The 23,365-nt window shown below is 63.3% G+C and carries 16 protein-coding genes; 9 read left to right on the top strand and 7 right to left on the bottom strand.

What is annotated here, in order from left to right:
- The first annotated feature begins 42 nt into the window (after positions 1-42).
- From acnD to efp, 9 genes are all read left to right on the top strand, one after another.
- Complete coding sequence (acnD, locus tag ACSBPU_RS07260) at positions 43-2,637, top strand: Fe/S-dependent 2-methylisocitrate dehydratase AcnD (RefSeq protein ID WP_442596812.1); 2,595 nt, start codon at positions 43-45, stop codon at positions 2,635-2,637.
- Positions 2,638-2,652: 15 nt separating this feature from the next.
- Complete coding sequence (prpF, locus tag ACSBPU_RS07255) at positions 2,653-3,840, top strand: 2-methylaconitate cis-trans isomerase PrpF (protein ID WP_442596810.1); 1,188 nt, start codon at positions 2,653-2,655, stop codon at positions 3,838-3,840.
- Complete coding sequence (locus ACSBPU_RS07250) at positions 3,833-4,228, top strand: hypothetical protein (protein WP_442596808.1); 396 nt, start codon at positions 3,833-3,835, stop codon at positions 4,226-4,228. Before prpF ends, ACSBPU_RS07250 begins: the two co-directional genes overlap by 8 nt.
- Before the next feature lie 7 nt (positions 4,229-4,235).
- Positions 4,236-4,511, top strand: a complete 276-nt coding sequence (locus tag ACSBPU_RS07245) for a GNAT family N-acetyltransferase (protein WP_442596806.1) — start codon at positions 4,236-4,238, stop codon at positions 4,509-4,511.
- A gap of 105 nt (positions 4,512-4,616) precedes the next feature.
- A complete protein-coding gene (acnB, locus tag ACSBPU_RS07240; protein ID WP_442596803.1) occupies positions 4,617-7,202 on the top strand; it encodes a bifunctional aconitate hydratase 2/2-methylisocitrate dehydratase in 2,586 nt (861 codons plus the stop codon).
- A gap of 363 nt (positions 7,203-7,565) precedes the next feature.
- Positions 7,566-10,268, top strand: a complete 2,703-nt coding sequence (gene acnA / locus ACSBPU_RS07235; protein WP_442596801.1) for an aconitate hydratase AcnA — start codon at positions 7,566-7,568, stop codon at positions 10,266-10,268.
- A 101-nt stretch (positions 10,269-10,369) separates the two neighbouring features.
- On the top strand, positions 10,370-11,572 hold the full coding sequence (locus tag ACSBPU_RS07230) for a DUF2863 family protein (RefSeq protein WP_442596799.1): 1,203 nt from the start codon (positions 10,370-10,372) through the stop codon (positions 11,570-11,572).
- Entirely contained in the window at positions 11,572-12,681 is a 1,110-nt protein-coding gene (gene earP, locus ACSBPU_RS07225) for an elongation factor P maturation arginine rhamnosyltransferase EarP (RefSeq protein WP_442596797.1), read from the top strand. The genes ACSBPU_RS07230 and earP overlap by 1 nt, the downstream gene beginning before the upstream one ends.
- 140 nt (positions 12,682-12,821) lie before the next feature.
- Entirely contained in the window at positions 12,822-13,379 is a 558-nt protein-coding gene (gene efp / locus ACSBPU_RS07220; RefSeq protein ID WP_180067557.1) for an elongation factor P, read from the top strand.
- Between the two features lie 86 nt (positions 13,380-13,465).
- On the opposite strand, the gene ACSBPU_RS07215 is transcribed toward efp, so the two are convergent.
- From ACSBPU_RS07215 to ACSBPU_RS07185, 7 genes are all read right to left on the bottom strand, one after another.
- Positions 13,466-13,948 (bottom strand): DUF1178 family protein, encoded by a 483-nt coding sequence (locus tag ACSBPU_RS07215; protein ID WP_442596794.1) that lies wholly within the window; start codon positions 13,946-13,948, stop codon positions 13,466-13,468.
- A 193-nt stretch (positions 13,949-14,141) separates the two neighbouring features.
- Entirely contained in the window at positions 14,142-15,833 is a 1,692-nt protein-coding gene (locus ACSBPU_RS07210; protein ID WP_442598265.1) for an ABC transporter ATP-binding protein, read from the bottom strand.
- Positions 15,833-17,320 (bottom strand): ABC transporter permease, encoded by a 1,488-nt coding sequence (locus ACSBPU_RS07205; RefSeq protein WP_442596792.1) that lies wholly within the window; start codon positions 17,318-17,320, stop codon positions 15,833-15,835. Before ACSBPU_RS07205 ends, ACSBPU_RS07210 begins: the two co-directional genes overlap by 1 nt.
- A 154-nt stretch (positions 17,321-17,474) precedes the next feature.
- Complete coding sequence (locus ACSBPU_RS07200; RefSeq protein WP_442596790.1) at positions 17,475-18,452, bottom strand: ABC transporter permease; 978 nt, start codon at positions 18,450-18,452, stop codon at positions 17,475-17,477.
- Complete coding sequence (locus tag ACSBPU_RS07195; RefSeq protein ID WP_442596788.1) at positions 18,449-20,698, bottom strand: ABC transporter substrate-binding protein; 2,250 nt, start codon at positions 20,696-20,698, stop codon at positions 18,449-18,451. Before ACSBPU_RS07195 ends, ACSBPU_RS07200 begins: the two co-directional genes overlap by 4 nt.
- On the bottom strand, positions 20,674-21,291 hold the full coding sequence (locus ACSBPU_RS07190; protein ID WP_442596786.1) for a thermonuclease family protein: 618 nt from the start codon (positions 21,289-21,291) through the stop codon (positions 20,674-20,676). The genes ACSBPU_RS07195 and ACSBPU_RS07190 overlap by 25 nt, the downstream gene beginning before the upstream one ends.
- 126 nt (positions 21,292-21,417) lie before the next feature.
- Complete coding sequence (locus ACSBPU_RS07185) at positions 21,418-23,052, bottom strand: isovaleryl-CoA dehydrogenase (protein ID WP_442596784.1); 1,635 nt, start codon at positions 23,050-23,052, stop codon at positions 21,418-21,420.
- Positions 23,053-23,365: the final 313 nt, after the last annotated feature.

Here is a 23,365-nt window from a genome sequence, read left to right as displayed (position 1 = left end):
GTATACATCCGCTTTCCGACTCCCTTTCCTTTCCCGGATGCCATGAACACTGCACATCGCAAACCCCTGCCCGGCACCAGGCTGGAGTATTTCGACGCCCGCGCGGCGGTCGACGCCATCCAGCCGGGCGCCTACGCCAAGCTGCCCTATACATCGCGGGTCCTGGCCGAGAACCTGGTGCGCCGCTGCGACCCGGCCCTGCTCGCCGATTCGCTGCGGCAACTGATTGAGCGCAAGCGCGAACTGGACTTTCCCTGGTACCCGGCGCGGGTGGTGTGCCACGACATCCTGGGCCAGACCGCGCTGGTCGACCTGGCGGGCTTGCGCGACGCCATCGCCGCCAAGGGCGGCGACCCCGCGAAGGTCAATCCGGTGGTGCCCACACAGCTCATCGTCGACCACTCCCTCGCCGTGGAGTACGGCGGCTACGACAAGGACGCCTTCGCCAAGAACCGGGCCGTCGAAGACCGCCGCAACGATGACCGCTTCCATTTCATCAACTGGACCAAGAAGGCCTTCCAGAACGTCGACGTCATTCCGCCCGGAAACGGCATCATGCACCAGATCAACCTGGAGCGCATGTCGCCCGTGATCCACGCCATCGACGGCGTGGCCTTTCCCGATACGCTCGTGGGCACGGACAGCCACACGCCGCATGTCGACGCGCTGGGCGTCATCGCCATCGGCGTGGGGGGGCTGGAAGCCGAAAGCGTCATGCTGGGGCGCGCATCCTGGATGCGGCTGCCCGACATCATCGGCGTGGAGCTCACCGGCAAGCTGCGCCCGGGCAGCACCGCCACCGACCTCGTGCTGGCGCTCACCGAGTTCCTGCGCAACGAGAAAGTCGTTTCATCCTATCTCGAGTTCTTCGGCGAGGGCGCATCCCGTCTTACTCTGGGCGACCGCGCGACGATCTCCAACATGACGCCCGAATACGGCGCGACGGCGGCGATGTTCTACATCGACCAGCAAACCATCGAGTACCTGAAGCTCACGGGCCGGGACGACGAACAGGTCAAGCTGGTGGAAATCTACGCCAAAGAAGCCGGCCTGTGGGCCGACAGCCTTGAAACCGCCGAATACGAACGCGTCCTCAAGTTCGACCTTTCGACCGTGGTGCGCAACATCGCCGGCCCGTCGAATCCGCACCGGCGGGTGCCAACCAGCGAGCTCGCCGCGCGCGGCATTTCCGGCGTGGTCGAGAGCGAACCGGGCCTCATGCCCGACGGCGCGGTCATCATCGCGGCCATCACCAGCTGTACCAACACCAGCAATCCGCGCAACGTCATCGCCGCCGGACTGCTGGCGCGCAACGCGAATGCCCGCGGCCTGACCCGCAAACCCTGGGTCAAGACCTCGCTGGCGCCCGGCTCCAAGGCCGTGCAGCTCTATCTTGAAGAATCAAAACTGCTGCCTGAGCTCGAATCCCTGGGCTTCGGCATCGTCGGCTTCGCCTGCACGACCTGCAACGGGATGAGCGGCGCGCTCGATCCCGTCATCCAGAAGGAAATCATCGATCGCGATCTCTACGCGACGGCGGTGCTGTCCGGCAACCGCAATTTCGACGGCCGCATCCACCCCTACGCCAAACAGGCGTTCCTGGCGTCGCCGCCCCTGGTGGTCGCCTACGCCATCGCCGGCACCATACGCTTTGACATCGAGAAGGACGTCCTGGGCACAGACAAGGACGGCAAGCCCGTCACGCTGAAAGACATCTGGCCCACCGACGAGGAAATCGACGCTATCGTTGCCGCCAGCGTCAAACCCGAACAGTTCCGCGTCGTCTACGAACCCATGTTCGCCCCGTCTGCCGGCGGCGGCGTCCAGATCAGCCCGCTGTACGACTGGCGGCCCATGAGCACCTACATCCGCCGCCCGCCCTACTGGGAAGGCGCGCTGGCAGGCGAACGCTCGCTGCAGGGCATGCGCCCCCTGGCCGTGCTGGGCGACAACATCACCACCGACCACCTCTCGCCCTCCAACGCCATCCTGGCCAACAGCGCGGCGGGCGAATACCTGGCCAAGATGGGCCTGCCCGAAGAAGACTTCAATTCGTACGCCACCCATCGCGGCGACCACCTGACGGCCCAGCGCGCCACCTTCGCCAACCCCAAGCTGCTGAACGAAATGGTTCAGGAGAACGGGCAGGTCAAGCAGGGTTCGCTGGCACGCATCGAGCCGGAAGGCAAGGTGACGCGCATGTGGGAGGCCATCGAAACCTACATGGAGCGCAAGCAGCCGCTGATCATCGTGGCGGGCGCCGACTATGGCCAAGGCTCCTCGCGCGACTGGGCGGCCAAGGGCGTGCGCCTGGCGGGCGTGGAAGCCATCGTGGCCGAAGGTTTCGAACGCATCCACCGAACCAATCTGGTCGGCATGGGGGTCCTTCCCCTGGAGTTCCAGCCCGGCGTCAATCGCAAGACGCTCGGCCTGGACGGAACCGAAACCTACGACGTCATCGGCACACCCACGCCGCGCGCCACCCTCACGCTGGTCATCAACCGCAGGAACGCAGAGCGCATCGAAGTGCCCGTGACCTGTCGCCTGGACACCGCCGAAGAGGTCTCGATCTATGACGCGGGCGGCGTGCTGCAACGCTTCGCCCAGGACTTTCTCGAATCGGCGAACGCCATCTGAAGCACAGGAGAATTCATGGCTCACCTACCGCAGATCAAAATCCCCGCCACCTATATGCGTGGCGGCACGAGCAAAGGCGTGTTCTTCCACCTGGAAGACCTCCCGGCCGAGGCGCGTGTGCCGGGGCCGGCCCGCGACGCCCTGCTGCTTCGGGTCATCGGCAGTCCCGACCCATACGGCAAGCACACCGACGGCATGGGCGGCGCCACGTCCAGCACGAGCAAGGCGGTGATCATTTCAAAAAGCACGCGTCCGGACCACGACGTCGATTATCTTTTCGGCCAGGTTTCCATCGACAGGCCTTTCGTCGACTGGAGCGGCAATTGCGGCAACCTGACGGCGGCCGTCGGCCCCTTCGCGATCAGCAACGGCTTGATCGATGCGGAACGCATACCGGAAAACGGCATCGCCACCATCCGGATCTGGCAGGCCAATATCGGCAAGACCATCGTCGCGCATGTTCCCATCACCCAGGGCGCCGTGCAGGAAACGGGCGATTTCGAGCTCGACGGCGTGACTTTTCCGGCCGCCGAAATCCAGATCGAGTTCATGGACCCGGCCGCCGATGAAGAAGGCGGCGGCGGATCCATGTTCCCCACCGGCAACCTGGTCGACGAACTGGACATCCCGGGCATCGGCCCCTTGAAGGCCACGCTGATCAACGCGGGCATCCCGACGATCTTCGTCGATGCCGGCGCCATCGGCTACACCGGCACGGAACTTCAGGACGCCATCAATGGCGATGCCAAAGCGCTTGCCATGTTCGAGACCATCCGCGCGCACGGAGCCCTGCGCATGGGACTCATCCAGCACATCGATGAAGCCGCCCAGCGCCAGCACACGCCGAAGGTGGCGTTCGTGGCCCGACCGGCCGGCTATGTGTCATCGAGCGGAAAGCAAATCGCCCAGGACGACGTCGATCTGCTGGTGCGCGCCCTGTCGATGGGCAAGCTGCACCACGCCATGATGGGCACCGCCGCGGTGGCCATCGGCACGGCCGCCGCCATTCCGGGCACCCTGGTCAACCAGGCGGCGGGCGGCGGCGAACGGGAGGCGGTGCGCTTCGGCCATCCCTCGGGCACCTTGCGGGTCGGCGCCGAAGCCCGGCTCGAGAACGGGGAATGGGCGGTCACCAAGGCGGTCATGAGCCGCAGCGCCCGTGTCCTGATGGAAGGCTGGGTGCGGGTTCCTGCTCATGTTTAATACTTTTCTGCTGTACGCCCTGCCTCTGTCCTTTACGCTGCTGGTGGCATGCGCACTGGCCTCCATCGTCTCCCTGGCCGTGCTGATGCTTTTCCGGTTGCGGGAAACCAACCAGACGCTTCGTCATCCTTATCTGGACCAGCGGCCCTGGGTGCGCTACCCGCTTTCCATCAAGGCTGCCATCTTGCTGGATTACTTTCTCCGCCTGGCATTTCCGAACAGCAGCTTCTGGATCGCCGGCCAGGCCAACCACCTGCTGCGCCATGTGCGTCCGGCCGATGTGCCCACCCGCGTCAAATGGCCGCTCATCGGCCTGTGGGCGGGTTGCTTCGTCGGACTGTTCGCCATGATATTTCTCTGGATCATCGTCCTGATCACCATGGAGTAAACCCGTCATGAGCCGTGCCATACAACACAATACCGCCCAGCAGCGATTCGAATGGCTGGAGGACGGCGCCCTCAGCGTGCTGGACTACGAACTGCAGAACGGCGTGATGGCCATCACCCACACCGGCGTCCCGGAATCGGTGGGCGGGCGCGGCATCGCGGCCGATCTGGCCAGAGCGGCGCTGGACACGGCCCGCGCGAACGGATGGTCGGTGCGACCGGTCTGCTCCTACGTTGCAAGCTACATCCGGCGGCATGAAAACTACCAGGATCTGTTGGCCTGACTTAAGTCTTATATAAGATATAAGACATTTGCCTCCAAGAGCGCTCCCGACTACAATGGAGGCTATACACCCCTCTTCCCAAACTCGACCCAAGGGTAAGCAAAAATGCTGGAAACCTACCGCCAACACGTTGCCGAGCGCGCTGCGTCAGGCATACCCCCTCTTCCGCTGTCCGCGCAGCAAACCGCAGACCTCATCGAACTGATCAAGGCGCCGCCCGCGGGTGAAGCAGCCTTTCTGCTCGAACTGCTTACCCATCGAGTTCCCGCAGGCGTCGATGACGCCGCCAAGGTCAAGGCTTCGTATCTGGCCGCCGTCGCACACGGCAAGGAAGCCTGTGCGCTCATCGACCGCAAGCGCGCCACCGAACTGCTCGGCACCATGCTGGGCGGCTACAACATCGGACCGCTGATCGAACTTCTGGACGATGCCGAACTGGGTCCCGTCGCCGCCGACGCGCTCAAGAGCACTCTGCTCGTCTTCGACGCCTTCCACGACATCAAGGAAAAGGCCGACAAGGGCAATGCCAACGCCCGGGCCATCCTCCAAAGCTGGGCCGACGCCGAATGGTTCACCAGCCGCCCCGAAGTCCCCTCCAGCATGACGCTGACCGTCTTCAAGGTCACCGGCGAAACCAACACCGACGACTTGTCGCCCGCCCCCGACGCCTGGAGCCGCCCCGACATCCCGCTGCACGCGCTGGCCATGCTCAAGAACCCGCGCGAAGGCATCGAGCCCGACGAGTCCGGCAAGATCGGCCCCATCAAGTTCATCGAAAGCCTGAAGGAAAAAGGCCATCTGGTGGCCTACGTCGGCGACGTGGTCGGCACCGGCTCCTCGCGCAAGTCCGCCACCAACTCGGTGCTCTGGCACACCGGCGAAGACATCCCCTTCGTTCCCAACAAGCGTTTCGGCGGCGTCTGCCTGGGCGGCAAGATCGCCCCCATCTTCTACAACACCATGGAAGACGCCGGCGCCCTGCCCATCGAACTCGACGTCTCGCAAATGAATATGGGCGACGTCATCGAACTGCGTCCCTATGAAGGCAAGGCCTTGAAGAACGGCCAGGTCATCGCCGAATTCCAGGTCAAGTCCGACGTGCTGTTCGACGAAGCACGCGCCGGCGGCCGGATTCCGCTGATCATCGGCCGCGGCCTCACGGCCAAGGCGCGCGAAGCGCTGGGCCTGCCGCCTTCCACGCAATTCCGCCTGCCGCAGAATCCCGCCGATTCGGGCAAGGGCTACACCCTGGCCCAGAAGATGGTCGGCCGCGCCTGCGGCCTGCCCGAAGGCAAGGGCGTGCGCCCCGGCACCTACTGCGAACCCCGCATGACCTCCGTGGGCAGCCAGGACACCACCGGCCCCATGACGCGCGACGAGCTCAAAGACCTGGCCTGCCTGGGCTTCTCGGCCGACCTGGTCATGCAATCGTTCTGCCATACGGCCGCCTATCCCAAGCCCGTCGACGTCAAGACCCACCACACGCTGCCCGAATTCATCAGCACGCGGGGCGGCATCTCGCTGCGTCCCGGCGACGGCGTGATCCACAGCTGGCTCAACCGCATGCTGCTGCCCGACACGGTCGGCACCGGCGGCGACTCCCATACGCGCTTCCCCATCGGCATCAGCTTCCCGGCCGGTTCGGGCCTGGTGGCGTTCGCCGCCGCAACCGGCGTCATGCCGCTCGACATGCCCGAGTCCGTGCTCGTCCGCTTCAAGGGCTCGCTGCAACCCGGCGTCACCCTGCGCGACCTGGTCAACGCCATCCCGCTGTACGCCATCAAGCAAGGCATGCTCACGGTCGAAAAGAAAGGCAAGAAGAACATCTTCTCGGGCCGCATCCTCGAAATCGAAGGCCTGCCTGAGCTCAAGGTCGAACAGGCGTTCGAACTCTCCGACGCTTCCGCCGAGCGCTCCGCGGCCGGCTGCACGGTGCGGCTGAACAAAGAACCCATCATCGAGTACATCACCAGCAACATCGTGATGCTCAAGTGGATGATCGCCAACGGCTACGAAGACGAACGCTCGCTGACCCGCCGCATCAAGGCCATGGAAGCCTGGATCGCCGATCCCAAGCTGCTCGAACCGGACGCCGACGCCGAATACGCCGCCGTCATCGAAATCGACCTGGCCGACATCCATGAGCCCATCGTGGCCTGCCCCAACGATCCGGACGACGTCAAGACGCTGTCCGACGTGGCCGGCGCCAAGATCGACGAAGTCTTCATCGGCAGTTGCATGACCAACATCGGCCACTTCCGCGCCGCCTCCAAGCTGCTCGAAGGCAAGCGCGACATCCCCGCCAAGCTCTGGGTTGCGCCTCCCACCAAGATGGACGCCCAGCAGCTGACCGAGGAAGGCCACTACGGCGTGTTCGGCACCGCCGGCGCGCGCACCGAAATGCCGGGCTGCTCGCTGTGCATGGGCAACCAGGCGCAAGTGCGCGAAGGCGCGACGGTCATGTCGACCAGCACCCGGAACTTCCCCAACCGCCTTGGCAAGAACACCAACGTGTACCTGGGATCCGCCGAACTGGCCGCCATCTGCTCGCGCCTGGGCCGCATTCCCACCCGCGAGGAATACATGGCGGACATGGGCGTGATCAACCAGAGCGGCGATGAGATCTATCAGTACCTGAACTTCGACCAGATCGAGGAATACAAGGAAATCGCAGACTCGGTCGGTATCTGATCCCGCGCAGAGTCGGAAGGGGTCAGACCCCGCATGGGGTCTGACCCCAGTTCTGTGCAACCCGCCGTATCAAGGGGTCAGACCCCGTATGGGGTCTGACCCCGGACATGCCAGAAAGATCCCGGCCGCGCGCCGGGATCTTTTTTTGCTGCACACGGCAAGCCGAAGGCGCAGCGGGGGGCCTGCATTTCGCCGCCGGGCCGCCCCAAGGCGACCTCGAGGGGTCAGACCCCGTACGGGGTCTGACCCCAGACATGGGGGGTCTACATTTCCCCCATAGTATGGAAACAGTCCTAAAATAGGCTGGAGACACGCTGCGGCGCCCAGCCGCCGTTGCCCGCGCAACCATTTTCTGGAGCTCATATGTCGCACAACACGTTCAACACCCTGCAACAGTTCAAGGTCGGGCGTAAAACAGCCCAGTTCTATTCCCTGCCGGCGTTGGGGGCGTCCTTGGGCGTCGATGTACAACGGCTGCCGATTTCGATCCGCATCGTGCTCGAATCCGTGTTGCGCAACTACGATGGCAAGAAGATCACCGAAAAGCACATCAAGCAGCTTGCCGGCTGGAAGCCTCGCGCCAAGCGCAACAGTGAAATCCCCTTCGTGGTCGCGCGCGTCGTGCTGCAGGATTTCACGGGTGTCCCGCTATTGGCGGACATCGCCGCCATGCGATCCGTGGCCGGCAAGATGGGCAAGGATCCCAAACGCATCGAACCCCTGGTCCCGGTCGACCTGGTGGTCGATCACTCCATCATGATCGACTACTTCGGCAGCAATAACGCACTGAACCTGAACATGAAGCTGGAGTTCCAGCGCAATCAGGAACGCTATCAGTTCATGAAATGGGGCATGCAGGCCTTCGACACCTTCGGCGTGGTTCCGCCGGGCTTCGGCATCGTCCACCAAGTCAACCTGGAACACCTCGCGCGCGGCGTCCACTACGACGCGGCCAATAACCTGTACTATCCCGACACCCTCGTCGGCACCGACAGCCACACCACCATGATCAACGGCATCGGCGTCGTCGGCTGGGGCGTCGGCGGCATCGAAGCGGAAGCCGGCATGCTGGGCCAACCTGTCTACATCCTGACGCCGGACGTCGTCGGCGTCGAACTCAAGGGCGAACTCCGAGGCGGGGTCACGGCCACCGACCTGGTTCTGACCCTGACCGAACTGCTGCGCAAGAACAAGGTCGTGGGAAAGTTCGTCGAATTCTGCGGACCGGGCACATCGAGCCTGTCCGTCACCGACCGCGCCACCATCGGCAACATGGCGCCGGAATACGGCGCCACCATGGGCTTCTTCCCGGTCGATGACCGCACCATCGAATACTTCCAGGGCACGGGACGCTCGGAAGCTGAAATCACCGCGCTGAAATCCTATTTCAAGGCGCAAGGCATGTACGGCGTTCCCAACGCCGAAGACGTCAACTATACCCAGTTGCTGACCCTGGACCTTTCCTCCGTGACGCCCTCCCTGGCCGGTCCCAAGCGTCCGCAGGACCGGATCGAGCTGGGCGACGTCAAGGCGACCTTCACCCGACTGTTCTCGGAACAGTCCACGTCCGGCTTCAACCTGCCGCCCGAGAAGCTCCAGCAAACCTTCATGACCAGCGCGGGCACGCCCCTGCGCAATGGCGACATCCTCATCGCGGCCATCACCTCCTGCACCAACACCTCCAACCCCAGCGTCCTCCTGGCGGCCGGCCTGATGGCCAAGAAAGCGGTACAGGCCGGGCTGACCGTGCCCAAGCACATCAAGACCTCGCTGGCCCCCGGCTCGCGCGTCGTCACCAACTATCTCACGAAGACGGGACTGCTGCCTTATCTGGAACAGCTGGGATTCAATGTGGCCGCCTATGGCTGTACAACCTGCATCGGCAACGCCGGCGACCTCACGCCCGACCTGAATGAAGCCATCATCCAGAACGGGCTGGTGTGCTCGGCCGTGCTGTCCGGCAACCGCAACTTCGAGGCGCGCATCCATCCCAATATCAAGGCCAACTTCCTGGCCTCGCCGCCCCTGGTGCTGGCCTACGCCCTGGCGGGCACCGTGCTGCGCGACCTCATGACCGAGCCCGTGGGCCGCGGCAAGGACGGCGACGTATGGCTGGGCGACATCTGGCCCACCAACGCCGAAATACAAGCACTCATGCACGAAGCCATGGACCCCGAGGCCTTCCGCAGCAACTACGCCGAGATCAAGACGAATCCCGGCGAGCTCTGGAACAATATCTCCGGCGTGCAGGGCGACGTCTACACCTGGCCCTCCTCCACCTATATTGCCGAGCCTCCTTTCTTCGAAGGCTTCGACATGCATCCGGCGCCCATGCCGGTGGTGCAGCGCGCACGCGCGCTGGCCATCTTCGGGGACTCCGTCACCACCGACCACATTTCACCTGCGGGGTCCATAAAGGAAAGCTCGCCCGCCGGTGAATGGCTCAAGGCGCACGGCGTCATGAAGCAGGACTTCAACAGCTATGGCTCGCGCCGCGGCAACCACGAAATCATGATGCGCGGCACCTTTGCCAACGTACGCATCAAGAACCTCATGATTCCGCCGCTGCCCGACGGCAGCCGCTACGAAGGCGGCGAGACCCTGCTCCAGCCCTCCGGCGAACGGCTTTCCATCTACGATGCAGCCATGCGCTACGTTGCACAGGGCGTCCCGACCATCGTCTTTGCGGGCGAAGAATACGGCACCGGCTCATCCCGCGACTGGGCGGCCAAGGGAACCCAGCTGCTGGGCGTCAAGGCCGTGGTCGCGCGCAGCTTCGAGCGCATCCACCGCAGCAACCTGGTGGGCATGGGCGTGCTGCCCCTGCAATTCAAGGGCACCGACAGCATCGAAAGCCTGAGCATCACCGGCGAGGAAACCTACGATATATCCGGCATCGAGAACAGTATCCGTCCTCAGCAGGACATCACCCTGACCATACACCGCAAGGACGGCAGCTCGCAGCAGGTTACGATGCTGCTGCGCATCGACACCGCAACCGAAGTCGACTATTACCGCCACGGCGGCATTCTGCCTTACGTACTGCGCGAACTGCTTGCCGCATAGAAAGCCATAAAGCCGCGAGGGCGGTACACTAGGGCCTGGGGACGCTTCAACGTCTCCAGGCCCTGGTCGATTCTTGACCGTTACACTTTCGTATTATTGATATGTCCGCTTCAACGCCTGCACGCCTGCCACGCGACACTCAACGCCTCTTGGTTCTTGCCGAAGGGCTCGCCCGTTCCGGCAGCCAGATGGAGGACAGCTACTGGCAAAACCTCCTTGGGTCCCAGCTTAAGAAAATCCTGCTGGGGAAAAAGAGCCAATCCATCGAAACCGCCCTCGACACCCTGCTCGATGGCGACATCAATGTCTACGAAACACTGGTCGAACATGCCGAAACCCATTCCGAGTCCCTGGAAATCGAAGTCGGCGGAGTCGAATACGATGTATTGCTGTTCACCGCTCCTATTGTGGCCTGGACACGCTACCAGTTGCCCAGCGGCAAGCTGACGCTCAAGCAGCGGCGCGCGCTGACGGAACAGATCCAGCAGCATATCGCCGCGCCTGACGTGCGCGTGGCCCTGGCGCCTGCGCTTGCCAGCTTCGAACAATTGCCGCAGTCCTTCCAGGAAACCCGCCAATGGACGCAGCAACTGGCCAAGCAGGCGCTCGGCCTGGCGTCCGATACGCTCGTCATACGCAAGTCGGCCGATGCGGAAAACATCCTGGCCGATGTCCGCTTCCTGACCGGGGCGCTCGTCGCTCCCAAAGGGGCCGCGCTTTTCCGGTGGCAGACAACGCGGCCGGACGGCGCGTTCATCAGTCGCGAAGATTGCCACCGCGACTGGCTGGCGGGCAGTTCGGAAGTCCTTGTCGACATGTTCACAGGCTGCCAAGCCGAATACCTGCTTCCCGATGCGTTCTACATCAATTGCCGCGAAGCCGACAAACGCATCAGGCCCTACGCGCTCAAGGCGGCGGTAACCTGGCTGCACACGGCTGCGCACTTCCCTCCGCAAGACCTCCGGGCGGTCATCGTGGGTTGCGGCGAACGCGCCATCGAGGAATACCGCATCGGATTCAGCTCCAAGCGCGATGATGAAGTCATCTATGGGTGCATCTGGCCCGTGCTGAGCAAAGAAGAGGCGGCCATCGAGACCCCGGAAATCGATCAAGTCGACATACCCGGCGAAATCGTGGACTTGCTCAAGGAACTGGGCATCACCGACATCCGGCGGCTCGCCGGCGTGTATCCCATCGACTTCTGCGACGACTGCGGCGCGCCCTATTTCCCCAACGCGCTGGGCGACATGATGCATCCTGAGCTACCCGAGGAAACCGACCTGAGCCCGCAGCATTTTCATTGATGCAGGCTCCGTCCTTCGACATCTTCTGCCGCGTCGTCGACAACTTCGGGGACATCGGGGTGTGCTGGCGACTCGCCCGTCGGCTGGCCCACATGCCGGCACGGCACCGCGTCCGCCTGTGGGTGGACGACCTGGACAGCTTTGCCCGCATCCAGCCAGACGTGAACCCCCATGCGCTTCGGCAGGAGCTCTGCGCGGTGGATATCGTTCACTGGACCGCCGCGCCTCCGGCGCTCGCTCCGCACGATGTCGTCATCGAGGCATTCGCCTGTCATCCGCCCAAGGCATTCCTGGAACGCATGGCGGCGTCCAACAGTATGTGGATCAATCTGGAATACCTGAGCGCTGAAGACTGGGTCGAGTCCTGCCATGCCCTCCCCTCGCCCCAGCCCAATGGTCTGCGCAAGGCGTTCTTCTTTCCGGGCTTCACTCCGGCAACGGGCGGATTGCTACGAGAGGATGGACTGATCCAGGCACGGGACGACTGGCTGGCCCGGCCGGCGCAGCGCCATGAGTTGCTGCGTGCCGTGGGAGTTCCGGGCGACTTCCTGGCCCGCATGACGGAAGGCTCGAAGCAAGTGCTGCTCTTCGCTTATCCCGACGCACCCGCGCCAGCCCTGATCCAGGCTCTGGATACGCTGGAAGCGTCCTCGCTCGTTCTGGTCCCCGCCGGCGTCTGTCCCGGCTTGCGCCGGGGCAGGCATGGCAGCGTCCTGGTTCACGAGTTTCCCTTCCTGGATCAGGCGGGATTCGATCGATTGCTCTGGAGCAGCGACCTGAATTGCGTGCGAGGCGAAGATTCCCTGGTACGCGCGCTATGGGCCGGCAAACCGCTGCTCTGGCATATCTATCCGCAGGAAGATCATGCCCACCTGGCAAAGCTCCATGCATTCCTGGAACGGTCGCCCTATCCGGCCATGGTCAAGCGGTCTCACGAGGCCTGGAACCAGCCGGACGCCACGCTTGCGTCCGACGCGTTGGCAGCCGCCCTGCAAGCGGAACGCTTTTCTGAATGGACCCGCGCCAGCGCACAATGGTGTTCATCGCTGGCCGGCCTGCCCGATCTCGCCAGCTCGCTGGTCGAATTCTGCAAGCACGCCGGACGCTGACCGCAGCGCGCGGCACCCGTTTCCGAAGCATGACCAAGCGCGGGATTTCCGAAAAGGTTAAAATAGTTGGTTTGCTAAATCATGCTCCGGCCCGGCAGTGCATCTGGCGGAGCACCTAGAACCCCCGGAGTTTTTTATTTATGAAAACCGCACAAGAACTGCGTGTCGGCAACGTTATCATGGTTGGCAGCGATCCCCTGGTCGTCCAGAAGGCTGAATACAACAAATCGGGCCGCAACGCCGCCGTCGTCAAGCTGAAGTTCAAGAACCTGCTTACCGCCTCCGGCAGCGAGGCCGTCTACAAGGCCGACGAAAAGTTCGAAGTCGTCATGCTCGACAACAAGGAGTGCACCTACTCCTATTTCGCCGATCCCATGTACGTTTTCATGGACGAAGAATACAACCAGTACGAAGTCGAAGCCGAAAGCATGGGCGACGCCTTGAACTACCTGGAAGAAGGCATGGCGGTCGAAGTCGTGTTCTACGAAGGTCGCGCCATCTCGGTTGCGCTGCCCACCATCGTCGTGCGCGAAATCACCTATACCGAACCGGCCGTCAAGGGCGATACCTCGGGCAAAGTACTGAAGCCCGCCAAGATCAACACCGGCACGGAAGTCGCTGTTCCTTTGTTCTGCAACATCGGCGACAAGATCGAAATCGACACCCGCACGGGCGAATACCGTAGCCGGGTAATGTAAGAACCCGCATGTAAAAAAACTGCTTGCGCCGTATTGCACACGGCGCAAGCAGTTTTTTTTTACCGCCAGGCTGTCCCCTGGCTGTGCTACTGCAGCCTGTCGTCGTCCAGGAAGTCCGGTATGGGCATGACGGCTATGCCTTCGCTGGCAAGCGCCTCGCGTTCGTCGGGCGTGGCCGTGCCACGAATGGCGCGTTCTTCGGTTTCGCCTTCGTGGATGCGCCGGGCCTCTTCCGCGAAGCGCGCACCTACGTTCTCGGTGTTGCGCACCATTTCCCGCATTTGACGCAAGACTTCGGCCTGCAGCTTGGCCATCTGGGCCTGAGCCGGCGCCGCCACGGGCGCGCGCCCCGCTTTGGCGGGCGCCTGGGCCGGCGCCGCGTCCGCGGCACGGATATGGCTCACATTGAGCCTGGGCGCAGACAGCTTCTTGCTGATGGCGGTGCTATTGCAGACAGGACAGCTCAGCAAGCCCCTGGCCTGCTGGGAATCGTAGCTGTCGGCGGAGCTGAACCAGCCTTCGAAGACGTGGTCGTGCTCGCATTGAAGATCGAAGACTTTGAGTGACATGACTACACTATGGGGGCAAGGGCCGGAAAATTCAATGGCAGACGGGTGGGGGGTCAGACCCCATTCGGGGTCTGACCCCGGGCTATTTTTGGCGGTTTTTGGGGTCAGACCCCGTAGGGGGTCTGACCCCAATCTCTTCTTTGGCGGGCTTTTGGGGTCAGACCCCGTACGGGGTCTGACCCCTCCCATCCCATCAACTCAGGCGGGGAACGGCGTCGAGCAGCCGGCGGGTTTCGGGCCGGCGGGGAGACTTCAGCACCGCCTCGGCGGTGCCCTCCTCTATGATCGCGCCTCCATGCATGATGGCGATGCGGTCGGCCAGATACTCGACTACGCCGAAATTATGCGTGATGAAAAGATAGGCGATATTCAGCTCCCGCTGAAGATCCTGCAATAAGTCCAGAATCTGCGCCTGCACCGATACGTCCAGCGCCGATGTCGGCTCGTCGCAGATGAGCACCGACGGCTCCACGGCCAGCGCCCGGGCGATTGCCACGCGCTGGCGCTGGCCGCCGGAAAACTCATGCGGATAACGCTCGACCGTGTTTGCCGGCAGGCCGACGCGGTCGATCAGGGACCGGATCAGGTTCGCCCGCTGCGTACGCGAGCGATCGGGCCTCAAGGCGGATATCCCTTCTTCCAGGATGTCGCCCACCATCATGCGCGGGTCGAGCGACGCATACGGATCCTGGAAAACGATCTGGATCGAACGGCGGATACGGCGCAGATGAGCGCCCCGCGCGGACAGCAGGTCCTCGCCTTGCAGCGTCGCCCGGCCGCGCACGATGGCTTGCTTGTCCAACAGCCTGATCAAGGCCTTGGCCGTGGTCGTCTTGCCGCAGCCGGATTCGCCCAGAAGGGCCAGGGTTTCGCCCGCGCGCAAGTCGAAGGACACATCCCGGACGACGGTGACCGGCTCGGCCCGCCGCTGCAGCAGGCCCTTGCTGCGCGAATAGGCGACCGACAGCCCTTGCACCGACAACAGTATGTTGCCCTGACCGGCATGCCCTGCGCGCTCCAACGGCGCCCCAACGCCTGCGGGCATGCGCGCGCCGGCCAGCGGCCGACCCCGCTTCTCGAACGTCGGTATCGCGGCCAGCAACTCGCGCGCATAAGGGTGCCGGGGCGCGGAAAAAAAGCTCGCCGCGTCCATGGTTTCGACGATTTCACCCGCCCGCATCAAGGCCACGTAGTCGGCCACATTCTTCACCACCGCCAGATCATGGGTGATCAGCATGATGGCCAGGCCCATTTCTTTCTGGATGTCCGCGAGCAGCGCTAGAATCTGCGCCTGCACCGTCACGTCCAGCGCCGTGGTGGGTTCGTCCGCAATCAGCAGCCGTGGCCCGGCCGCCAGGGCGATGGCGATCATGATCCGCTGCTTCTGCCCACCGGAGAACTGGAACGGGTAGTCGCCCAGCCGCTTTTCCGGATCGGCGATTCCCACTCGCCGCAGCCACCAGGCCGCTTTTTCATCCACCTGCCTGCCACGCGCTTCGGTATGCGTCCGGATCACTTCAGCCAGTTGCTGGCCGATCGTCATCACCGGATTCAAGCTCGTGGACGGTTCCTGGAAAATGATGCCGATCTGGCCGCCCCGCACGCTGCGCATGCCCTGTTCGGTCAGGCCGTTCAGTTCGGTCCCGCCCAGGAACACGCGCCCGGATGCGATGCTGCCCGCATCGGGAAGCAGGCGCAGCAACGCCAGCGCGGTCATGCTTTTGCCGCAGCCCGACTCGCCGACCAGTGCGAAGGTCTGGCCGCGTTCTATGGCCAGCGCCAGCGACTTGACCGCCAGGCTCACGCCCGCCTCGCTGGCGATCCTTACCGACAGATCTTCGATGCGGAGCACGGTGCCGTCGTGGCCGGCGTCGATGTATTCCATCATGAGCGCGCCTCCTTGCCCGATCCGCCGGCCTGAGCCAGGGGAGCCGGCCGCATGAAACTGGCCGGCCGAAAACGACGGCTGCGGGGATCGAAGGCGTTCTGCACGGCGTCCGCGAAAATATTGGCGGACAACACCAGCGCCAGCAGGAAGACGAAGGCGCCGAGCAAATTCCACCAGATCATGGGATCGCGGGACATTTCGAGCCGAGCCGCGTCTATCATCGTCCCAAAGGACGGAGTGCTGGGATCAACGCCTATGCCCAGATAGGACAGCACGGCCTCGTACAGCACCAGGCCCGAAAATTCCAGCACCAGCGTGATGAGGACGATATGCATGACATTGGGCAGGAGGTGGCGGCTCATGATCCGCCAGTGGCCAACGCCGAATGCCTGCGCCGCCTGCACGTACTCGAGCTCGCGCAGCTTCAGGGTTTCGGCGCGCAGCAGGCGGCACAGCCCGGCCCAGCCGGTCAGGCCCAGTATCAGGCAAAGCATGAACAGCCGGAGGTCGGCGCGCGCCGCGACGATCGAGAACATATCGGGATTGTTGTCGATGAACACCTGCATCATCAGCACGCAGGCCGCGATGAGCAGCACGCCGGGTATCGATGTCAAGGTCGTATAGACATACTGTATGGCATCATCGACCCAGCCCTTGAAATAGCCGGCCGCAATACCGAATATCAAGGCCGGCGGCAGCATGGCGACCGTCGTCAGCGAACCGATCACCATGGCGGTCCGTATGCTCTTGAGGCACTGGCGAAGAACATCGTTGCCCGTGCGGTCGGTACCAAGGACGTGATAGTCGCCGCCCACCGACAGGGCCGCGCAGGCCAGCACGACGAGCAGGCTGAACGTTAGCCACATGGGCCTCCACGGCATTTCGGTGCGCGCTTTCCACCATGCGTGCAAGGCGTCGCCCCATCCTGCCCGGCCCGGGCGCTGGCAAGCCGTCAACAGCATGGCCGCCGCCAGCGAAAGCGCCACGCCGGCCGCAAGACCCTTCAACAGCCGCGCAAGGATGTCGGCCGGCCGGTCGGCTTCGTCGTCCAGCGCCTGGCCCGCATGCTTAAGACGCGGAAAATCGCGCACGGGCCGGCCATCGACCAGCATCGTTTCCTTGGAGAACTGCCTCAGCGCAAGCGGTGCGGAATAAGTGTTCTCGCGCTTCGAGAACTGCGTCATCGCCAGCAGGTCGTCCAGCGCGGAGCGCAGGACGGGAGAATAAACCGGCCCTTGCGCCGTCGCGACGGCGCCCGCCGGCAGGGGCGGCAGCAAAGGGCGATAGTGCACCGAATCCAGCAAGGCGACGAGCACGAAAAAGCACAGCAGAACCGCCGCGCACATGGCCGACGGCGTCCTGGCCACGCTCTTCCAGGTCTGGCGCAAAGAAGGCGAGCGGCGTACCCGCCAGACATACACCAGCACGGCCGCCAGCAAACCGAAAAGGAACAGATCAGTCCAGAGAAAGACGAATTCAGGCATGGTGGCTTCCCTAGGGCCTGTTAACGCCCGAGCGGGGTCAGACCCCGTACGGGTTCTGACCCCCGGCTCGGGGACCTGCCACGACTGCGCTTCGCGCCTTGTTGTTCAACGGTTTTCGTGTTCATGACGCCTACCTATTTAGCGTTAACAGGCCCTAGTCAAACCGGACCCGGGGGTCCGCCAGCGTGTAGGAGATATCGGCCAGTATCAGCCCGACGATATACAACGCCGATCCCAGGAACACCATGGCTCGCACGATGGAGAAGTCCTGCGCATTGATCGCGTCTATGGTGTAGCTGCCCAGGCCCGGGATGCCGAAGAAGGACTCCGAAATGAGACTGCCCATGAAAAGCAGCGGAATGGCGGAGACCGTGCCGGTGAGGATGGGCAGCATGGCGTTGCGCAACACATGGCGGAACAGCACGACGCGCTCGGCGAGGCCTTTGGCCCTGGCGGTCCGGACATAGTCTTTTCCAGCCTCCTCCAGAAAGAGCGTTCGATAGAAGCGCGCCTGCGCCCCCAGCCCCGAAATGATGCCTACCGCCACGGGCAGCACCAGGAACCGCATGCTGCTCCAGCCTTCGATATAGCCCGAATATGGCACCCAGCGCAGGATCTTGGCGAACAGCCACTGGCCCGCGATGATGTAGAACAAGCCTGAGATCGACAACAACACCACGCACAGCACCACGCCCGCAAAATCCAGGCGCGTCCCTTTGAAGAACACCAGCAGCAATGAAAACGCGATGCTTATCGTCAAGCCCAGGATGAAGGTCGGCAATGCCAGGGCCAGGCTGGGACCCATGCGCGAGGCGATCTCGTGTCCGATATCACGGCCTTCATCGGAAAATCCGAAATCGAATCGCAATAGCGGAACCGACCTGGCATAGAAGATCGTATCGGTCCAGACCCGTGAACCCTCCGCCGCCGTATTGACGAACAGCGGCCTGTCGTAGCCGCGCTCGGCTTTCCAGCGTTCGATGGCCGATTCGCTGACCCGTTGTCCGCCTATCGACAGCCTGGCCATGTCGTCGGGCGTGTTCACGGCGAAGAAGAGGACGAAAGTCAGGAGATTCACCCCGATCAGTATCAAAATGCCATACAGCAGGCGGCGGATGATGTAGCGCGTCATGCCCTTTCCCCTTCCCCGGCCCTCGCCAGCGCGGTGGCGTGATCGCGCCGGCGAGCGGCGCGCCATGCCGCCAGCCCGCCAGCCACGATCGCGATGCCCGCCAGCCATAGCGGCCACCAGCCGGGCGCGTTCCACTCCTGTATCTTGCGAGCCCTCAAGGCTGGGTCGATACGGTAGAACTGCAATGTATTGCGAACCATCTGCGTAGGCTTGGCATTGCCGACCCAGGCCTGGTAGGCGCCTCCCGACTTCGGAAAATAACCGAACATCCATGGGGCATCCGCCTGGACGATGGCAACCATTTCGTGGATGAGGGCTTCTTTTTCCGGCCCGTCGTCAAGATAGCGCATCTTCTCGAACAGGCGATCGAACTCGGGATTTTCATAGTTGGACGCGTTCTCCCCTCCGTTCACGGCCTTGGCGTTCGGGCCGTAAAGCAGGAACAGGAAATTCTCCGCATCGGGATAGTCGGCGATCCAGCCCCACATGTACATCTGGGCGCTGCCATTGCGCATCTTGTCCTGGAACCGGTTGTAGTCGGTGGCGCGCACCTCGAGCTGCACGTCGATTGCAGCCAGCTGGCGCCGCATCCAGTCCAGCATGGCGCTGGATCCCATGCCTCCCGCCGAATCGAAATACAGAATCAGCGGGTTGCCCGTGCGCGCATCCCGGCCGTCCGGATAGCCGGCTTCGCGCAGCAGCTGGCGCGCATGATCGAGGGGTTTGCGCGCGACGCGGCCTTCTTCGATGGAATAGACCTGGGGGTTGTAGCCCGCGGGAGGATCCTGGTAGCCCAGCACGCCCGGCGGCACGGGCCCGTAGGCCACTTGCGCCTCATCGTTCTGGAATATGGATACGAACTGTTCCCAGTTGAAGGCGATGCTCAGCGCCAGCCTGAGCTTGCGGTTCTTTTCCTGCTGCTCCGGTGTATCGCCCTTTCCCACCACCGGATCCAGCCAGTTGAAGCCCAGATAGAACATCTGCGCCTCGGTGGCGCTGCGTATCTGCAAACCGTGATCCTGATAGAGCGCCGCCTTTTCGGCCGAATCGCCGGCCGCCACCCGCATGGCGACGCCGTAATCGCCCCGATCCACTTGCGGAATATCGTAATAGCCCTGCAGGAACTTGCCCATCAGGGGCACGCTCTCTTTTTCCAGCGTGAATTCTATGCGGTCGATGAAGGGCGTGGGCTTTCCGCAGTCGTCGAGAAAACCCATCTCGCGATCTTGCGGGCCCCCCTCGCAAGGATAGGGTTCGCCGCGGAAGTGAGGATTGCGCTGCAGGACATGCCTGCGATTCTTGATGGATTCCACCAGCATGTATGGCCCGGTACCCACCGGCCAGGTGTTCAGGGAAAGATCGTGCTCGGCCATGCCGGGTTGGTGGTAGAAGCGATCGGCCTCCCAGGGAACCGGCGCGGTGAACGTCATGGCCAGCCAGTACTTGAACTGCGGGTACTTCCCGACGACCTTGATGCGCAGGGTGTGGGGATCCAGCGCCTGCACGCCTTCGAGCTCATGCTGGCGCAGGTCCAGCCACGGCCGGAACCCATCCGACGACGCGTCATCTTCCGTCTTGTCAGCCGCCTTCAGGCGGTCGCCGAATTCTTTCATGCCCACCACATGCTCGGCCATGATGCCGTAGATGGGCGATACCACGCGCGGGCTGGCGAGTCGCTTGAAGGCATAGACATAGTCGCCGGCCTGCAGCTCGCGGGTGCCGGTGTGCTCGAAGTGGGTGACATCGAACTTGCCCTTCAACTGCTCGGGGCTCATGGGCCAGTAGGCATGCTTTCCTTCGCCGTCCAGCGCGAATGCCGGATGAGGCTGGAACTTTATGCCGGGCCGGATGCGGATGTCGTACACGCTATAGGCCACCTGTTCGCCCGCTACGTCATCGGGCAGCTGGCGGCCATTCGAGTCGAAATAAAGGGGCGGGTCCAGGCTGGCCGCGGCGCGCGGAATGAGGCGGTACGGGCGAGCCAGGTAATGGTAGCCGTAAAGAGGCTCGTAGATGGAATATGTAAACGGCGTTTCATCGCCGGAATATGAACTGGCGGGATCGAGGTACTTCGGGGACCGCTGCGTGAAGGCCGTATACAGCACGTTTTCGGTCTCGCCCCCTTGCGCATAGGGGCTGTTCACCGGGTCGCGCGAGCAGCCGGCGAGCGTGGCAAGCGCCAGCAGCGAGGCGACCGCCATACGGCATAGGACACGGGTCGTCAGCACTGTTGCTTCTGCCAGCATTGGTAACGCCATGCCCAAGGACGGACGGGATCCGCATCCTTCCATAACCCGATGCGGCTGCGCCTGGCCTGATCTTCGAGCCCCGGCAATTCGGGATCGCGCATGAATTTTCCTCGGCCTTCCATATTGGCCCATGCCATTCCATCGGCCACCTGCTTCTGATTCGCCGTTATGCCGTCGTCAAGGGGTACGTCGCACACATAGCGCTCGTAGCGATCCTTTTCAAAGCAATGCAGCGTCAGCGTTTTGCCGGCGATGAGCTTGGCCAGCGCGTCCTTGGAAGCCTGCGCGAAAGGCTGCCCGGGCCGTTGCTGGTCTTTCTTGACTTCGGGAGCATCGATGCTGGCCATGCGGATCCGCCTTTGCTTGCCCTCGGCCAGGATAGTGAAGGTATCGCCGTCGGCCACCTGGACGACACGTCCGGCCAGTGTGTAGCGCACTTCGTCCGCGACGGCCGGCCCGGGGTTCAGGGCGCCCAAGGATCCGAGGCCTGCCATGGCCAGCGCAATGGCCGTCAACAGCCAGCGACCCCGGTGATGCGACATGAGTGCCGCGGCCAGGCGACGCGACATGACATTCAAGGCTTTGCCCACATCCCCCCCAATAAAACGAACTCAGGCGCTTGATTATAGGGGGGTCAGACCCCATGCGGGGTCCGACCCCGAAAATTTCGGCGAAACCTGGACCATGGGGTCAGACCCCGCATGGGGTCTGACCCCTCATCCCTCTTCCGGCCAGGCCCTTTCAAACATGCTGTCCAGCGCATTGGGCGTCGCGACCAGCCCATACACGCGTCCACCGCCGTTGAACCGGCTTTGCACGAAGGCGTCGGCGAGCGTTGCGGGCGCGTGCCGCCGCATCAACACGGCCTGGACGAGCAGGACGATTTCTTGTGCGACATGCCGGGCGGCGGCTTCCAGGTCGACGCTGGTTCCGCCCAGCAGGACCCGCAATGCCTGCAATCGCGGCTGCAGCACGCCGTCTTGCGCGCAGTCGGCCTCCAGCTTGTCGAAAAGCAGGGCTGCGGATTCCGGTTCGCGCCGTATGGCGCGCAAGACATCCAGGCACATGACGTTGCCGGAGCCTTCCCAGATGGAATTGACCGGCGCCTCGCGATAGAGCCGCGCCAAAGGTCCTTCCTCTATGTATCCGTTTCCACCCAGGATCTCCATGCACTCGGCAATCGCTTCCACGCAGCGTTTGCAGACCCAGAATTTCGCCGCCGGCGTCAGGATCCGTCTGAAGGCCTGCTCCGTCGCATCGTCCGCGCCGTCGCACGCTTGCGCCAGCCGCAGCGCGAGTTGCGTTGCGGCTTCGCTCTCCAGGCAAAGATCCATGAGCACGCTCTGCATCAGCGGTTGGCGTATGAGCGTCTGGCCGAAAGCGATGCGGTGGCGCGCATGGTGCATGGCGCGCACCAGCGCCTGCCGCAACAGGGCGGCGCTGCCCAGAACACAATCCAGGCGCGTGCAGGATGCCACTTCCAGCAGTATGGGCAACCCGCGCCCTTCCTCGCCCACCAACAGGCCGGAGGCGTCCTGGAACTCCACCTCGGCGCTTGCGTTCGAACGATTGCCGAGCTTGTCTTTCAGGCGCATGACGACGATGGCGTTCTGAACGCCGTCCTCCAGCCAGCGCGGCACGTAAAAACAGGACAAGCCCGCAGCACTGCGCGCCAGGACCAGATGCGCATCCGACGACGGAGACGAAAAAAACCATTTATGCCCTCTGAGCCGATAGACTCCGTCATGCGCCGCCACAGGTTCGGCCAGGGTCAGGTTGCCACGCAGATCCGAACCGCCCTGCTTCTCGGTCAAACCCATGCCGACCATCATGCTGGTTTTTTCAGCCAGCGGCAGATCGCGCTCATCGTACTGCGTCGAGTACAGCAAGGGGGCAATCGAATCGAACCATGGCTGGCGAGCCAGGACGGGAATGGCGGCAAACGTCATGGTGGTGGGGCAAAGCGATCCAGCCTCGACCTGCCCATGCATCAGATAAGCAGCGGCCCTGGCCACATGCGCGCCATTTCCGGGTGTCGCCCATGGGCCCGAATGCATGCCTTGCAGGAAAGCCATGCGCATGAAACGGTGCCAAGCCGGATGGAAGTGGACGCGATCCACACGATTGCCTTGAGGATCGTGGGTTTCGAGCCGCGGCGGGCAGCGATCGGCATCGCCGGCCAAAGAGAAGCTGGCCCGCATTCCCAATCGTTCCCCATAATGGCGCAGCCCCGTTTCGTGCTGCCCGGCCAATCTGGCCACCCCCTCTTGCACGGCCGCGTCCGTCGAATACAGGTTGTAGTCGCTCAACTCGGGAGTCTGGTTGACGACTTCATGTGTAGTCCATGCCATACAGCACCTCGCGACGGCCGGCGGCGCCAGGGCCGCAAGGCTCGTGTGGGCTTGGGTATCCTGGCGTCCACGACTTTCGATGCATTCATGATAGCAGGGAGCAGCCTCACGGGGTCACGGGGTCAGACCCCGTACGGGGTCTGACCCCAAAACCAGGCTGCAAGGGTCGGACCCCATGCGGGGTCTGACCCCAAAGCCAGGCTGCAAGGGTCGGTCCCCATGCGGGGTCTGACCCTGCTAAAGCTCCCGGGGTCGGACCCCGCATGGGGTCCGACCCCTTCCGTGTATGATTCCCTGAATCACCATCGAGGAA

The sequence above is a fragment of the Parapusillimonas sp. JC17 genome, from assembly GCF_052180245.1.
In the GTDB taxonomy this organism is placed as follows: Bacteria; Pseudomonadota; Gammaproteobacteria; order Burkholderiales; family Burkholderiaceae_B; genus Parapusillimonas.
The sequence above is the reverse complement of the archived record's forward strand: the minus strand, read 5'-3'. Positions and strand labels throughout refer to the sequence as shown.